Raw genomic sequence first — 16,153 nt, 5'->3', positions numbered from 1 at the left:
TCCTCATTATTTTTGGAAAGGATAAACCGAACCCAAACCTAAAATTTTGGTGAGTTCATCAAGTGCCATACGGCTTTCCATAAGCAGGTGCGGATCTGCTAAATCTTCTTGCGCTAAACGATCGCGATAATGTTTATCAACCCATTGATTGAGCGTTCCAAACAATTGATCATTCATGAGAACTTTTGGATTTATAGCATTTAATTCGGTTTCGTTCAAAGCCACACGTAAACGCAAACATGCTGGTCCACCACCATTACGCATACTTTCACGCAGGTCATATACCTGAATTGCATCAATTGGTGTGCCCATTTGAATCATATCGTTCAAATAGCCCCACACTGCTGCATTTTGACGAGATTCTTCTGGCACAACAATCGTCATACCGCCATCTGGACGAGTCAAAATCTGGCTATTAAATAAATAAGTAGCCACAGCATCGTCTACAGTAACGCGGTTTTCAGGCACTTCAATCGAAATAAAGTCTTCACCAATGCTTGCCATTTTTTGACGAATTTCAGTAAAAGCCTGATCTTGATTTAAAAAAGCATGTTGATGGTGGAATAAAACCTGTTGGTTACTTACTGCGATCACATCGTTATGGAAAACACCCTGATCAATTACATCCGGATTTTGTTGAACAAAAACCGTATGTGCATCATCTAAACGATGCAAACGTGCAATAGCTTCACTTGCCTCGCGCGTTTGACGTGCTGGATAGCGCTTTGGTCCCGGTAAGCCATTATTTAAATGTTGTTGACCATAAACAAACACCTGAATACCGCGCTTAGCATAATCACCACCTAAACGATTGTGATTTGCTGCCCCTTCATCACCGAACAAAGCCACTTGCGGTAAAGCTTCGTGGTGTACAAAGTGACGCTCATTTTTAAAGATGGCTTGTAAAACTTGGCTTGTAGTTTCAGCTTCAATTGAACGGTGAAATTTATTGTTCAGGTTAGCCGCAGTAAAATGCACACGCTCATCTTGGCTATCAGCCGAAGGTGAAACTGTCGCTGCATTTGCAGTCCACATTGGAGAAGCTGAGCTTAAAGATGATAACAATTCAGGTGAATGACGCATGGCTTGAGCCACAACACTAATGTCATCTCCTGTAAAACCTAAACGGCGTAACATTGGAACATGTGGACGTTCATGCGGAGCAAGTACACCTTGTTTCATTCCCATATCAGCCAAGGCTTTCATTTTTAATAAGCCTTGTTTCGCCGCTAATTTTGGGTTCGAGGTATTATTGCGGTTTTTGGTTGATGCTTCATTACCAAAAGACAAACCCGCATAGTGATGTGTTGGTCCCACTAAACCATCGAAATTTACTTCATATCCTTTCATTTTTTCTTTCCCTAGTGTTTAAGGCAACACAATCCCTGGAGATAATTTTTCTGGCAAACTTAAGCTTTCACTTTCAAGTGAAGCCATTGGCCAAGCGCAGTAGTCAGCAGCATAAAATGCACTTGCACGGTGGTTGCCTGAAGCTCCAACACCACCAAATGGTGCGGCACTTGAAGCACCTGTTAATGGCTTGTTCCAGTTCACAATACCGGCACGTGCTTCAATGAGTAAGTCATCAAACAGTTCACGTTTTGGAGAAACCAAACCAACTGACAAGCCGAAACGTGTTGCATTAGCAATTTTCAATGCTTCATCAAAGCTGTCATAACGTTGAATGGTCGTAAGCGGGCCAAAATATTCTTCATCTGGAATACCAGCCACACCTGTTACATCAACAATGCCCGGAGTCAGTAGCGAACTGTCTTCTTGTGGACGAGTCATTGCTAATAAACTTTTTGCACCCAGTTCAAGTAACTTTTGCTGAGCATTCATCATGTTTGTTGCAGCAACTGATGAAATTACACCACCCATAAATGGCTGTTGTTCATCGTTCCAGCGACCCACTTTCAAGTTCTTAGCAACCTCAACAAAACGTTGAATAAATGCATCACCTTCAGCACCATTTTTTACCAAGATGCGGCGCGCACATGTACAACGCTGACCTGCCGAAACAAATGCAGATTGAATAGCCAGATTAACTACAGCATCGACATCAACAATTTCATCAATAATCAATGCATTATTGCCACCCATTTCAAGTGCAAGAATTTTCTCAGGCGCACCTGCCATTTGCTTATGCAAGTGATAACCAGTGTTTGCACTTCCGGTAAACAGTAGACCATCGATTTCATGTGAAGCAGCCAGCGCTTCACCAGTAGTACGACCACCTTGTACCAAGTTCATCACGCCATTTGGCAAACCAGCTTGTTGCCAAAGTTTTACAGTTTCTTCAGCAGTCCAAGGTGTTAATTCACTTGGTTTAAATACAACTGTGTTGCCCGCAAGTAATGCAGGAACAATATGTCCGTTTGGTAAATGGCCCGGGAAGTTATATGGACCAAAAACTGCAAGTACACCATGTGGACGGTGACGTAAAGATGCCACACCATCTGCCATTTCAGTTGAGCTTTCGCCAGTACGCTGGTGATAAGCACGAATCGAAATCGCAACTTTGCCAATCATAGATTGAACTTCAGTTAAGGTTTCCCAAAAAGGTTTGCTAGTTTCTTGGCTAATGACTTCTGCTAAATGTTTTTTATTTTCTTCAAGCAGCTTTGCAAACTTTTCTACAATCGCAACGCGCTCAGCAAGAGGTAAACGTGCCCATGTAGGAAACGCTGTACGTGCAGCTTGGCAAGCTTTCTCAACATCAACGGCCGTAGCTTCACCACCTGACCATACAGTTTGGTTATCAACTGGATTTGTTTTTACAAATGTTGTACCGCTGCCTTGTAACCAGACACCGTTTATAAATAAAGAGTTTGACATCAGGATACTTCCATAGGATTTAGTGATAACACACGAACAGCGTGGCCTTCTTGTACACCGAGTTTCTCAGCTTGTTCATGGGTTAAATTTAGAGTGCTATCTACGAGATCAAACTTCATTAACATGGCTCGATAGTCGTGATAATTATCATTGGCAACAAGGTATTGTGTTTTACCTACCGTTGCGTCATTTGTAATTTTGACAGTTAAAAATTGGCTTTCTTTTACTGCGCGCAACTCATCAATATTGGCTTCAATCGTTGGGCCTGCATCAAAAATATCGACATATCCTTGATAACGTAAACCTTCAGACTCAAGCACATGATAAGCAGGCAGAGTATGTGGATGCATTTTTCCAATTACTTCTTGCGCGTCTTTTGGCAAGAGGTCTACATAAACTGGAAAACGTGGCATAAGTTCCGCAATAAAAACTTTTTGACCAATTCCACTTAAATAATCTGCTGTGGAGAAATCCATATTGAAGAAATGGTGCCCAATCGCATCCCAGAAAGGCGAACATCCATTTTCATCAGAGAAACCACGCATTTCAGCAATGAGTTTTTTCTCGAAATATTGCTTAAAAGCAGCAATAAACATAAAACGGATTTTTGATAAAAATTTACCGTTTTGATTCTCACGACGTTCTGGATCTAAAAATAATGTACAGAGCTCACTGCTTCCCGTTCTGTCATTACTTAAAAATAATGTCGGTAATGATTTGTAGACATTTAATGCTTTTGAAGCGTGAACTTGAGTACCCACGTGAAAGTTGTACCAAGGCTCAATTAAACCTACAGCAACCTCAATTGCACTTACCCCAATAACACGTTGAGCTTCTGTATCTTCAAGAACAAACAAATAACCTTGTTCGCTCTTATGGACATTACCATTTAAAGTATTGCGAGTACGTGAAATTCGAGCCGAAAGCGTATCCATATTTTGTGGCAAGGAAGTCAGGCCAACACCTGACTTACCTGCTAATTTATAAATATCTTCAAGGTCTCGAAACTCGGCATGACGGACAATCATCATGGCTAGCTTTCCTTTTTTTTATTTAGCCAACTTTGCCAAAGCTCTTTTTAAACGAGCAATCCCTTCATCAATGTCCTGTTCAGGAATAATGAGAGATGGAGTAAAACGAACCACGTTTGGTCCAGCAATTAAAGCAAGTAATCCTTCTTCGCCTGCCCAAGTCGTAATGTCTTTTGCTTTACCAGCATATTCAGCTTTTAATACGCAACCAATCAATAATCCTTGACCACGAATTTCATCAAAAACTTGATATTCAGCATTTAAAGTATTTAATGCATCAAGGAAATATTGATGACGGTGTTTTACACCTTCAAGCACTTCTGGTGTATTAATAAACTCAAATACTGCGCCAGCAACAGCACTTGCCAACGGGTTACCACCGTAAGTCGTACCGTGCGTACCCACTGAAAAATGCGGAGCAAATTTATCAGTTGTTAACATTGCACCCACTGGGAAACCACCGCCTAATGCTTTTGCAGTGGTAAGAATATCCGGAGTAACACCTGAGTTCATGTAAGCATAAAGTGAACCTGTACGGCCTACACCTGTTTGTACTTCATCAAAAATAAGTAACGCACCAAACTCATCACACAACGCACGCAAACCTTTTAAAAATTCGATGTCAGCAGGAATAACGCCGCCTTCGCCTTGGATCGGTTCAACAATCACGGCACATGTTTGTTCGTTAATGGCTGCTTTTGCAGCTTCTAAATCATTAAAGGCAACATGGTTAATACCATTTGGAAGTGGTGCAAAATCTTGTGAATATTTTGGTTGACCACCCGCCGAAACGGTAAATAAGGTACGGCCGTGGAACGCATTATTAAATGCCACGATGCCGCTTTTCCCTGCCACACCGCTGTCGAGCCCAACTTTACGAGCAAGCTTTAAAGCTGCTTCATTCGCTTCTGCACCTGAGTTACAGAAGAATACTTTATCTGCAAATGTATTTTCAGTGAGTTGTTTAGCAAGGCGTAGAACTGGTTCATTGGTATAACCATTGCCGACATGCCAAAGTTTTGTTGCTTGTTCTGTTAAAGCATTTACTGCCACTGGATGTGCATGACCTAATGCGTTTACTGCAATCCCGCCTGCAAAATCGATATATTCTTTATTTTCTTGATCCCAAATACGTGAACCTTCACCACGTACCGGAATGAAATTTGCCGGTGCAAAAACTGGAACCATCCAGTCATTAAAGTTGCTTCGAGTTACAGAAATTGGCTGTTCCATGCTTACCTCAGTATCTATTTAATTTATTTAATCTGTCTTACTGTCTTTTATTTAATTTATTTAGAAAAAGGGACTGAGAAAATAACTCTATAACATCCTTTATATTTACTCAGCCCACTTTTTCTAAAAGGTAATTTCCTCAGATTAGCCTGGGAAAATACCGCGTTCTTTACGAGCTTTTAAGATACGCTCACATGCCAAGATGTAAGCTGCTGTACGTAAAGTACAAGCATTGCTGTTTGCTGTATTCCAAACGTCATGCATAGCTTGAACCATCAACTTGTCTAAACGCTCGTTGATTTCTTCTTCGGTCCAGAAGTAGCTCGCCATGTCTTGAACCCATTCGAAGTAACTTACAGTTACACCGCCGGCGTTACATACCACGTCAGGAACCACAACAATGCCACGCTCAACTAAAATATCTTCAGCTTTAGGATAAGTCGGGCCGTTCGCACCTTCTAAAATCAACTTAGCTTTAAGTTTTTCAGCACGTTCAACTGTGATTTGACCTTCTAACGCAGCAGGAATAATGATGTCTACATCTGCAGTCCAGAAATCTTCATCAGCAATTGCTTGCGCGCCAGCGAAACCACCAATCCCACCTTGGTTTGCATTTACGTGTTCACGTAATGCAACAAGATCAATACCGTCAGCATTGAAAATTGTGCCAGTGTGATCTTGAACGTGAGTGATTTTTGCTTTTGATTCAACAAACAAGAAAGCAGCTTCACTACCTACGTTACCAAAACCTTGAACAGCGATTTTCGCGCCTTCAATTGGCAAATTGATTTTTGCAGCTACTTCGCGACCTGTAACGAATACACCGCGACCAGTCGCTTTAACACGACCTAAAGAACCACCTAAGTGAACTGGCTTACCAGTTACAACACCAGTTACTGTATAACCTTGGCTTGTAGAGTAAGTATCCATCATCCAACCCATGATATTGGCATTTGTACCAACGTCTGGAGCTGGGATATCTTTTTGAGGTCCGATAATGTGACCGATTTCAGTCGTATAACGGCGAGTTAAACGTTCTAATTCACGATTTGAAAGTTTACGTGGGTCAACACGGATACCACCTTTAGCACCGCCAAATGGCAAGTTCAAAACAGCAGTTTTAATTGTCATCCATGCAGATAACGCCATCACTTCATTTAAATCAACGTTTGGATGGTAACGTACACCACCTTTACCAGGACCACGAGACAAGTTGTGTTGTACACGGTAGCCTTCAAAGTGCTGAATAGAACCGTCATCCATTACGATTGGCACGTCAACAATAAGCGCACGCTTTGGACGTTTTAATGTATCGATAAACTCAGCTAAGTGGTCTAAGTACGGAGCAACACGGTCAATTTGTGCCAAGTAAGTTTGCCATGCATCGCTATGTTCGTTTACGTATGAAAGATCTGACATCTTTTTTCCTATTTACCTATACAGACTCAGATGTGATAAATCCGCAGTCTTTATTATTCAGCAACCAAAACCTTGCAATAACAATGTTTTGATTTATTTATAAAATCTTCAGCCCTTTTAAAGCTTTAGACCCTTTAAATTCCATCTTGTGATATCAAAAGTACGATTTACTTTTATATATCGATATCTTTTACAATCTTTCTTTTGCCTCATCTGCTGTTTATAAAAACGTCTTTATAAAAGCAAAAGTCCACCACAACCAACTCAAACAAGCCGATTGGAAATAAGTACAAAAGAGGTGATACAACCGTTTGGGAGTTAAAAAGAACTCAGGTTCATAAACCGAAAAACCATAAGTCCATAAAATTATTTTTGACTAATCGATAGATCCCTCCATTAGTCTTTTTAAATAAAAATTGTTCATTAATACTGCAAGCTTTATATCGGCACTCAAGCAGATAATTGATGCTTTCATATAGACATAAAATCTTTAAGTAAATATAGCACAGAGCAAAGTAATTTAGAACATTTTAAAATAAACAAGCAGAGAAAAAATAATCAATTTCTCATCTTTTTTATAATAAAAAAGTAACCAATCTAAAAAACACCTTTAACCATGATCATTTTATTTTATGGAAATTAAAAAAATATTAAAATTAAAAATGATCAAAAAATTACCATTTAATAACAATAACTTAATTAACAAAAAATTTCAAAAAACACTCAAAAATTGCAGAAAATTTCATAATATTTTTTTAGTTTGATTTAATTTAAAACAAAAAATAAAATATAAAAGTTTCTTCAATATTAAATAACCATGTTAAACATATACTTATTTAAAAACTTATAATAATTAGCTATTAATAACATTCCGACAAATGGTTAATTCATGAATCATTATTTGATTTTTTTATTAAAATAAAAAAAACATTTTTAAAAAAAATACATAAAACATCAGGACCAAGCTTAATTTTCAGAAATAAAAAGGTCCCTTGAGGGACCTTTTTCAACTAAACCAAGCTTAGTTCTGAGCAATCTCTTTCTTACGATAAAAGATAAAATAACTGAGATAGCATAAGACGATAAAAATTAAACAACAAACGAAACCAGCTTGCATTGATGGGTCAAATACCATACTCACACAGGTAACAATACAAAATAGACCACCTACAATTGGAGTCAGTGGAAAAAGTGGCGCAGCGAAACGTAAATCTTTTGCTGTTTTGCCTGCCTTATACCATTGTCTACGGAAGTTAAATTGTGAAACGCAAATTGCGATCCACACCACCACCATTGTAAAAGCAGCAACACCTAGTAAATTTTTGAAAATTGTTTCTGGCGCAAACTGTTCTGAAAGTAATCCGGGAATAGCACCAAACATGGTCACAATAATGGCAACAATAGGTGTTCCAGATGGTGTGAGTTTAGCGAAAATTTTAGGTAATTGATTTTTTGCTGAAAGCGACCACATCATACGTGAAGCAGCAAACAAACCAGAGTTAGCTGCAGAAAGTAGAGCCGTAATAATTACGAAACGGATAATATCTTCTGCATACGGAATACCAATATAGTTAAATACCGTCACAAATGGACTACTGCTCACATCATTTGCATTAAGACCTGCAAGATGAAATGGAAGCAAAGAGCAAATAACAACAATTGTACCTACAAAAAATATAAGTAAGCGCCAAATTGCTGCATTAATTGCTTTAGGAACAGTCTTCGCTGGATCTTCTGCTTCACCCGCAGCCACACCAATAAGCTCAGTTCCAGAGAAAGCAAAGTTTACTATCAGCATGGTTGTGAAAATTGGAAATAACCCGTGCGGAAACCAACCTTGTGCCGTTAAATTAGTAAATAATGGCGCTGTTTCATGCCCGTGATAAGGAATAAAACCAAAAATCGCGAGCAATCCCAAAGTAATAAAAACAATAATTGTTATAACTTTAATAAGAGCAAGCCAAAACTCAGATTCTGCAAATAAACGCGTTGAACTAATATTAAGGAAAAAGACGAGTCCACCAAAAAACAAAGTCCATGCCCAAACAGAAGTGGTAGGAAACCATTCCTTAACCAGTAAAGCTGCGGCAGTGAATTCAGTTCCTAAAGTAGCAGTCCAAGTTAGCCAATATAACCAGGTGATCATATAACCTGTGCCCGGACCAATATAGCGTCGTGCGTATTCACCGAAAGAGCCCGACTCAGGCACATGAACCGCTAGCTCACCAAGACAGAGCATAACGGTGTAGGCAATCAGACCGCCCAAGAAATAAGAGATAATTGCGCCAATTGGGCCTGCTTGAGAAATTACGTCGCCAGACCCTAAAAAAAGACCTGTACCTATGGCACCGCCAAGGGAGATCATCACCAAATGTCGAGTACTCATTGCTCGTTTCAAAGGTGCAGAACTTCCATGTTGCGATGCATCATTATTCCGATAATTTAATGATTGCATATAAAAAACTGTAACGACAATTTAGTAAAAAATCATTTTAGGAGAAAAAAATAAATATGCAATTATCTTTGAATAGTGAAGCTATTTTAAGCACACCTTCCCATTTTAAATAAAATATCAATGAAAAACAGCACCTTGACAATTATAAAAGTATTAATTGTATTTTAATTAATCCTACACTATTTCTTTAATTTATATAAAAATAAAAACCATTATTTTTTAAATATAATAATTTTTCACTTAATTTATCATGACTACTTTTAGTCCTATCTTTATTTAAAAATCAATCACACTATTTATTTAAATAATGACTTTTAATTTCATATACAAATAAATTAATAAAAAAATATTTTTTGAGCAAAAAATAAAGCCCAAATTTGAAGGTTTGGGCTTTATTTAAGCAATAAGGTAAATTAAAAACGGGTCAGTACAAGTTGTTGCGATGGTTGAACTGAACCTTCAATGTAGTCACAAACACCTTGTTCATCACAATCTAAATTGAATTGCTTATAGCTCAATGCAAAAAAATCAGAATATTGTTTAATGACAAATGGACTCATATCCGAGCTTAATGCATCACCTTGTTTAAATAATTTAATAATTTTTCGGTCATTCATACCTAACAAATAAATTTCATTATTTAATTCAATGTGTGCAACTCCGGTCTGCTCTGCCACAATCGGAATCAGATACGATGTATTTGCGAACAACACATCTACAGCATAGCTTTCAAGTTTTAAATTAATTAAATTGAATACTAAGACTGTACCAGAGTGAGTCTGCAAGCCTTTGTTAGAGCTTACAACTTGCTGGCTGTACTGAATTTTAATTCCAAGTTTTTGGAAGTCTTGTTCAGTCGCCTGCTTTGTTTTTACAAGACTACGTGTAATGGCTTGCTTGAGCGGGTTATCTAAATAACGCTCATCTAATTGAAAATCATTTTGACGTAAAATTTTCAATAACATACTGTCATGATAAGTCAGCACATTGGCAAGTACATTACGGTAATAGAATTTACTTTGTTTTTTAATTTTACGAACGTGTTGATAGAAATATGTTTCATCAAATTCATGTTCAATAAAATCATGTAAAAGACTTGAACTCGCCAATACAGATAGAGCTTCATGTCCTGTAAAAGGCAAATGAACCGTATGTAAACTTGGCAATATTTCTTTTATTTTTAAGTAATGTTCACGATCGACGGCAAAGTAAGGGTCATAAACAATAATATATTCACGACTTGCATCTATATCTTGCTGCTGAATTTGCATGTCTTTATTTGCGACAGCATCAAAGAATTCAGCATAACGTCGGTCTTCAACTTGTTCAGGGTCAATTGAATATTGAGGTACAAAAGCAACGATTCGATTCATGTTTAAAAGATTCGAATATTTGATTGCTGCATAGCCACCCATTGAGCCGCCATAACCTACAATATTTTTAAAACGCTGAATAATAGGCAAAATGGCTTTAGCCATTTCAACCATACTGGCTTTTGGGAACCATGATTTTTGTTTTGGCATAATCCCAATAACATTGTATTGGTACTTTATTAGAGACTTTTCAGCATTGATAGATAAGCCACTCGCTCGGGTAATCAAATCGCCAAAAGAGAGAACTAATGTATTAGAATCGCCTTGTAAAAAAATGGCTCTAATGTGTTCGTCTTCAAAAATAATTTGCTTATCCATGCTCACACCGAAAGAAAATTTACTCCCACATATATCGTCAAAAATGAAACAAAATAGGTGTTTTGCCAATTTATGATTGCGGAGTATCTTATTTTATAGATGCCAGTCAGATTAAAAAGCGCAAAATATGACACAATCCTTACATCCTGCCGCTCAAAAAGGCTTCAGCTCCGCTGCGGAGCTTTATCAGCAAGTTAGACCGAATTATCCAGCAGAAATAGTCAGTTGGCTGCAAGAACGCCTCCAAATACATGAAAATTCTACTGTTATTGATCTTGGCTCAGGCACTGGCAAATTCTTACCCTACTTAAAACAAACCCATGCAGATATTCTTGCAGTAGAGCCAATTGGCGAGATGTTACAACAGCTTCAGCAAGCCTATACTGATATTAAAACTTTACAGGCATTTAGCCATGCTATTCCGCTAAACGATCAACAAATTGATGCGGTCATTTGCGCTCAATCTTTCCATTGGTTTGACAACATGGAAACACTGACTGAAATCCATCGAATATTAAAACCGCAAGGACATTTGGGACTCGTATGGAACCAGCGTGATGAACGTACGAACTGGGTAAAAGCCTTAGCAGATTTTTTGCTACCCCTTGAAGGTGATACACCGCGTTACCATAGTGAAAACTGGAAAAAGGTTTTTGAAAATCAAAATTTATTTAGTTTTGAAAGCTTAGAAACTTTTTCGCAATCACAGCATGGTACTGTCGAACAAGTGGTGAGTAAAAGATTACTCTCTACAAGTTTTATTGCAGCAATGACCGAAAAAGATCAATTACAGCTCAAAGCTCAGTTTGAAAAAATTGTTTATGATTTTACAGGGCTAGGCCCACAAGATCAGATTGATTTTCCATATGTCACATATGCATATCACTTTCAGAAAAGTACGTCGTCAAATCATAGAGAATAGGTTCGGTTGAAAGCTATGTTTAAAAAAACGCCTCATATCATCTTAATGTCTTTGCTCAGCTCTAGCCTATTATTGACTGCTTGTAAAAAAGCAGATGAGCCAGCAAAGACCGAACAACATCAGACAAATTCATCTACTGATCAGGTGATGGAAAAGCTCAATGAAAGACCTGTTAAAAAATTCGCGGCCACTGCTGACGATGCGCATGACATTGCATTATTAGAGGACTATGACCGTCGCTTTACTGAAATGAGCGATGAAATGGAAACTGAGCTAGAAAAAATGCATGCAGCAGGTACACTCACCACAGAGTTTGAACAGAAACGTACACTTGATAATGTTCGTTCAGCATTAACTATGTTAAAAGATCTCGACTTAAAAACTGAACAAGGTCGTTATATTCAAGGCTTGCTTTATCAGTATTGGGAAAACCAAGAAAAACATATCAATGATAAACAAGCCAATAAAGATGAACAGGTCAATCAACTGGCTGACTACTTACAAGCACAGAACCAGTTGAAATACTGGAAAGCTTCGCAGCAGCATTAATTTTATAGCGTGCAATAAAAAGCCTTCTGATTAAGAAGGCTTTTTAATTTATATATTTTGTTTTTCAACCCAGTGAATTGCTTGAACACGGAATAACTCACACGCACCATCACCTGTATCAGTTGAGGTTAAAGATGATCGCCAAACTAAATTTTTGTCTTTAATTTCGACCAATTCACCTTTGAGATAAACCAAGTCACCGCGTTTAACTTGTTTAATTTGTTGAGCAATCTCAGGGCTCGCAGGAATGATGTGCATATTAGACACCATTTGCATCGCTTGCTCAGCAGGTACTGGAAGCTTACTCATTTTCCAGTTCAAATAGCGGTCATACTGTTTAACTGAAATAGTACGAGCAATATCTGGTTGAGCAAACAGTCCCCAGCTTACCGCATAATCAATCGGTGAAAACTTAGCTTGTTCATCATTTTTATAAATTTTTGAACCTAAAATTCTAAAGTTGCCTTGAAATGGTTGTAACACAGAAATTGACTGATCTTTTTCAATCGGTAACAGACCATTTGCAATGTTATATTCACCAGAAGTAGAGGCCGTCGAAGCAAAAGCTGAGCTAATACATAAAGAGGCCAATAAGCCTATCATTACATGTTGTTTTTTCATCGCTTTATACCTCAAATATTGCTAGATCAAATACAGTAGATCTCTAATTTATGGTAGCGCTAAGCGATGAAAAAAATATCGGAATTTAGTAACAATACAGATCAATTTCGTCTATTTTTGTGCCTAATTAAATAGGTTGTTAATCTTCAAAATCAATTCGTAACGTTTCAAAACGAACCTTTCCTTCTTTTATTGCTTGAGCAATTGCCTGCTGCCCTTTGGTTAAACGCGCTCCCCCACTTTTTATATCAAGTAAAATAATCTGGATATCCTCGGCAGTCCCGTCCCCATCTCGAAAATCGGTATAGCCATCAAAAATAACGTAATCAACTGGATCACCCAAGAACTTGGCATCACTTGGTAAGTATTGAAACTCAGGTAAAATCGGCGCGAATTGTTCTGCCATTTTACCTTTTAATACGGCGCGGCTTGTATTCACACTTCTCTTTTGTGCTTGTGCTAATGCCTGTTGATGCTCAAGCTCTAACTCCGCAATATATTGCTCGTATTCGGCCTTAATTCGACCATTACGGGTATTTGATAAAATGAATGTAGTAATAATAATACCAATACCAGCACCTATAAGCATGGCTAGCCATACGGACATAAATTTTCCTTAACAAATACATATCATCGCGATAGATGAGCAATCATATCTAAAATTACGGAGTAGCTTAAACTTTTGTCAAAGGTGGTCATCTACTTCGCATAAAAAGATGCTAAGGTATAAAACATAAACACATGTGCTGCTGAAAATAATTGGATTTATGAAAACGATACTTATTGCAAATCAAAAGGGCGGATGCGGAAAAACCATGACAGCCATTACGTTGGCAACAGCTTTGGCACAAAAAGGATATAAAGTAGCATTAGCAGATTCTGATAACCAAAAATCTTCTTTACAATGGTTGAAGCAACGTCCAGAAAATGTAGCTGCGATTCAAAGCCTAGATTGGCGTCATGAAAAATCGATTGGCGATGCGCCTAAAAATTTAGATTATTTAATTATTGATGCACCAGGCGCTCTTTCAGGCGATCACGCTGAGCAGTTAGTCAGCGAAGCTCATGCCATTATTACACCACTTCAGCCTTCGTTTTTTGATATCGATAGTACACGTCGTTTTCTCAAGCATTTGCAAGATATTAAGCGTATACGCAAAGGTAAGGTACAAATTTTACTGCTTGCAAATCGAGTTAAACCGAATAGCGCCAGTTCAAAAGACATTCAGCAATTTTTTGAAAAAATCGAACATGAACCAGTCGCTTGGATCGCAGAGCGTAGTGCTTATGGCAGCTTGGCAATGCAAGGTTTGAGTGTGTTTGATAAACCACAAAAAAACTTTATTGCAATTCAAAGCCAGTGGCAGCCACTTTTAAATAAACTGATTGAAGATAAATCTGAGTGGTTCTAAAAATAACTTTTTATTTTTGCTGAGCAGGAATGTGTACATTAGCATTTCTGCCTAAAATTTGCCTCAGGTCATTTTTCAGTTAATATGGCCTCACCCTATTTAAAAAATTAGAGAATTTTTGTTCGTGCATCAATACGCTCCTACTTTACAGCGCGTTTTATTGTTTGGGTTGTTTTTTATCCTGATGTTTTTAGGATTTAACATCCTGAAGTACTTTATTGTACCTGTAGTTTGGGCTGCGATTATTGCCTACATGACTTGGCCTATTTATTTAAGAATCCAGCGTTTTTTTGGTGAAAACCGCCATAATTTGAATGCCACATTGATGATTAGCTTAGTCATTTTAATTGTTGGCGTTCCACTCACATGCGCTATTTTTATTTTGCAGCACGAAGGCCGTAATCTTTATTTCGACTTGCAACGCCAAGTTTTTTCGGGCCATTTAAGCGTACCTGACTTCATTAAAAACTTACCTTTTGTCGGTAAAGAAATAAGCCGAACACTAAACGATATAAATACCGACCCCAATAGTACAATTCAAAGTATTGCAGCTTGGGTTCAAAGCCATTTAAGTTATGGTCGCGTATTACTCAATGAAATTAGTAAAAATATCATCAAACTTGGTTTCGCAATTTTAACGCTTTTCTTCTTTTATCGTGATGGTCACACCATTTTAACTCAAGTAAGTAAAGCCTTAGAAATGGTGATCGGTCCACGTATTCATCATTATCTAGATACAATTTCAGAAACAACTCGTGCTGTTGTGTACGGTGTGGGTTTAACTGCGATTGCTCAAGCTGTGCTTGCTGGATTAAGTTATTTCGTAGCGGGTGTACCAAATCCAATGGTACTCACGATTGCAACATTCTTATTAGCACTCATTCCTTTCGGTACTCCTGTTTCCTATTTAGGTGTTGGCCTATGGTTGTTCTCTCAAGGGCAAACTATGGAAGCCATTGGCGTAGTTTTATGGGGTGTTCTTATTGTAAGTAGTTCGGACAATGTGATTCGCCCTCTTGTGATCTCTGGTGCAACCCAAATTCCGTTTTTACTCATTATGTTTGGTGTATTAGGTGGTATTGCGAGTTTTGGTTTAGTTGGTTTATTTATTGGGCCAGTTATTTTAGCCGTTCTATTAGCGATTTGGCGCGAATGGCTCCATGAAACCATTGATCCTGAACCAATGCCAAAAACCACTATGATTTATGATTCGGATGATGATTTACCGCCATCTCAAAATTAAGCCAATGATTTAAAAATGTTTCAGGATACAAAGTGACTATTTAAATTAACTTGTAGGCTTAACGAGCCTTTGCTTGAATAAAAAAATCAGCTTTATATCTATAAGGACATCCAATAATGCCATTATTAAATAAAATGAGTGCAGTATGTGCACTGACAGCCTTATTAACAGTCGGTTGTAGCACGGTCAGCAAAACTGTTTCAGATACGACTCATGCATTAACCACAATGCACACCAAAAAAGTAGTCGATGTGAATGAAGTAACAGCCAATGGGATTGGTAAAAAAATCGGGACAATTAGCTTTCAAGACAGTGATAAAGGCCTGATTATTACCCCTGCTTTAGCAGATTTACCAAGCGGTACTCGCGGTTTCCATATTCATGAAAATGCATCGTGCGAACCTGCTGTTAAAGATGGAAAACCAGGTGCCGCTTTAGCTGCGGGTAGCCACTATAACCCTAATCAAGCACCACATCATGGTACGCCAACTACAGGACACTTGGGCGACTTACCAGCATTGGTTGTTGATAATAATGGTGTAGCTACCACCGCTGTTATTGCACCACGTTTAAAACTTGCTGACATTCAAGGCCGCGCCATCATGATCCATGCTGGCGGAGATAACTATTCAGATTCTCCTCTACCTTTAGGTGGTGGCGGAGCACGAATTGCCTGTGGCGTAATCCAATAACTTATTATTTTTATATTGTGGGTATCTAAAAAGATATCCACAATTTT

General features: G+C 38.1%; 14 protein-coding genes. 5 read left to right on the top strand and 9 right to left on the bottom strand.

The annotated features are described in order from the left end of the window. Positions 1-6 precede the first annotated feature (6 nt). The 7 genes from astB to ABFY81_RS11845 all read right to left on the bottom strand — a co-directional run bounded on the left by astB (position 7) and on the right by ABFY81_RS11845 (position 10,667). Positions 7-1,350, bottom strand: coding sequence for an N-succinylarginine dihydrolase (astB, locus tag ABFY81_RS11875; protein ID WP_077168947.1), 1,344 nt, complete (start codon positions 1,348-1,350; stop codon positions 7-9). A gap of 18 nt (positions 1,351-1,368) precedes the next feature. Next, entirely contained in the window at positions 1,369-2,838 is a 1,470-nt protein-coding gene (gene astD, locus ABFY81_RS11870) for a succinylglutamate-semialdehyde dehydrogenase (protein ID WP_191001050.1), read from the bottom strand. Next, positions 2,838-3,869 (bottom strand): arginine N-succinyltransferase, encoded by a 1,032-nt coding sequence (gene astA, locus ABFY81_RS11865; RefSeq protein WP_347913841.1) that lies wholly within the window; start codon positions 3,867-3,869, stop codon positions 2,838-2,840. Before astA ends, astD begins: the two co-directional genes overlap by 1 nt. A gap of 18 nt (positions 3,870-3,887) precedes the next feature. Then, positions 3,888-5,102 carry an aspartate aminotransferase family protein gene (locus ABFY81_RS11860; RefSeq protein WP_068932525.1) on the bottom strand — a complete coding sequence of 405 codons (1,215 nt, stop codon included), beginning with the start codon at positions 5,100-5,102 and terminating at the stop codon, positions 3,888-3,890. Between the two features lie 144 nt (positions 5,103-5,246). Continuing rightward, complete coding sequence (locus ABFY81_RS11855) at positions 5,247-6,521, bottom strand: Glu/Leu/Phe/Val dehydrogenase (protein ID WP_049063596.1); 1,275 nt, start codon at positions 6,519-6,521, stop codon at positions 5,247-5,249. Positions 6,522-7,542: 1,021 nt separating this feature from the next. After that, positions 7,543-8,976, bottom strand: coding sequence for an amino acid permease (locus ABFY81_RS11850; RefSeq protein ID WP_347913840.1), 1,434 nt, complete (start codon positions 8,974-8,976; stop codon positions 7,543-7,545). 413 nt (positions 8,977-9,389) lie between these two features. Next, positions 9,390-10,667 carry a hypothetical protein gene (locus tag ABFY81_RS11845; protein WP_347913839.1) on the bottom strand — a complete coding sequence of 426 codons (1,278 nt, stop codon included), beginning with the start codon at positions 10,665-10,667 and terminating at the stop codon, positions 9,390-9,392. Positions 10,668-10,794: 127 nt separating this feature from the next. Here ABFY81_RS11845 and ABFY81_RS11840 point away from each other — a divergent pair, with 127 nt between their 5' ends. Both ABFY81_RS11840 and ABFY81_RS11835 read left to right on the top strand, forming a co-directional pair. After that, on the top strand, positions 10,795-11,589 hold the full coding sequence (locus tag ABFY81_RS11840) for a class I SAM-dependent methyltransferase (RefSeq protein ID WP_191001048.1): 795 nt from the start codon (positions 10,795-10,797) through the stop codon (positions 11,587-11,589). Between the two features lie 15 nt (positions 11,590-11,604). Beyond that, positions 11,605-12,138: a hypothetical protein gene (locus ABFY81_RS11835; RefSeq protein ID WP_004705274.1), complete on the top strand. Its 534-nt coding sequence runs from the start codon at positions 11,605-11,607 to the stop codon at positions 12,136-12,138. 48 nt (positions 12,139-12,186) lie between these two features. Here the strand turns inward: ABFY81_RS11835 and ABFY81_RS11830 are convergent, their stop codons facing one another. Together ABFY81_RS11830 and ABFY81_RS11825 are read right to left on the bottom strand one after the other, a co-directional pair. Then, entirely contained in the window at positions 12,187-12,759 is a 573-nt protein-coding gene (locus ABFY81_RS11830; RefSeq protein ID WP_019457834.1) for a hypothetical protein, read from the bottom strand. Between the two features lie 139 nt (positions 12,760-12,898). Continuing rightward, positions 12,899-13,366 carry a Holliday junction resolvase-like protein gene (locus ABFY81_RS11825; protein ID WP_347913838.1) on the bottom strand — a complete coding sequence of 156 codons (468 nt, stop codon included), beginning with the start codon at positions 13,364-13,366 and terminating at the stop codon, positions 12,899-12,901. 160 nt (positions 13,367-13,526) lie between these two features. Here ABFY81_RS11825 and ABFY81_RS11820 point away from each other — a divergent pair, with 160 nt between their 5' ends. The 3 genes from ABFY81_RS11820 to sodC all read left to right on the top strand — a co-directional run bounded on the left by ABFY81_RS11820 (position 13,527) and on the right by sodC (position 16,106). Then, complete coding sequence (locus ABFY81_RS11820) at positions 13,527-14,171, top strand: ParA family protein (protein ID WP_077164877.1); 645 nt, start codon at positions 13,527-13,529, stop codon at positions 14,169-14,171. A gap of 124 nt (positions 14,172-14,295) precedes the next feature. Continuing rightward, entirely contained in the window at positions 14,296-15,414 is a 1,119-nt protein-coding gene (locus tag ABFY81_RS11815) for an AI-2E family transporter (protein ID WP_191107358.1), read from the top strand. Positions 15,415-15,530: 116 nt separating this feature from the next. After that, on the top strand, positions 15,531-16,106 hold the full coding sequence (gene sodC / locus ABFY81_RS11810; RefSeq protein WP_200027106.1) for a superoxide dismutase family protein: 576 nt from the start codon (positions 15,531-15,533) through the stop codon (positions 16,104-16,106). The last annotated feature ends 47 nt before the right edge of the window (positions 16,107-16,153 follow it).

This window comes from Acinetobacter sp. WA-87 (assembly GCF_039938935.1).
In the GTDB taxonomy this organism is placed as follows: Bacteria; Pseudomonadota; Gammaproteobacteria; order Pseudomonadales; family Moraxellaceae; genus Acinetobacter; species Acinetobacter seifertii.
The sequence above is the reverse complement of the archived record's forward strand: the minus strand, read 5'-3'. Positions and strand labels throughout refer to the sequence as shown.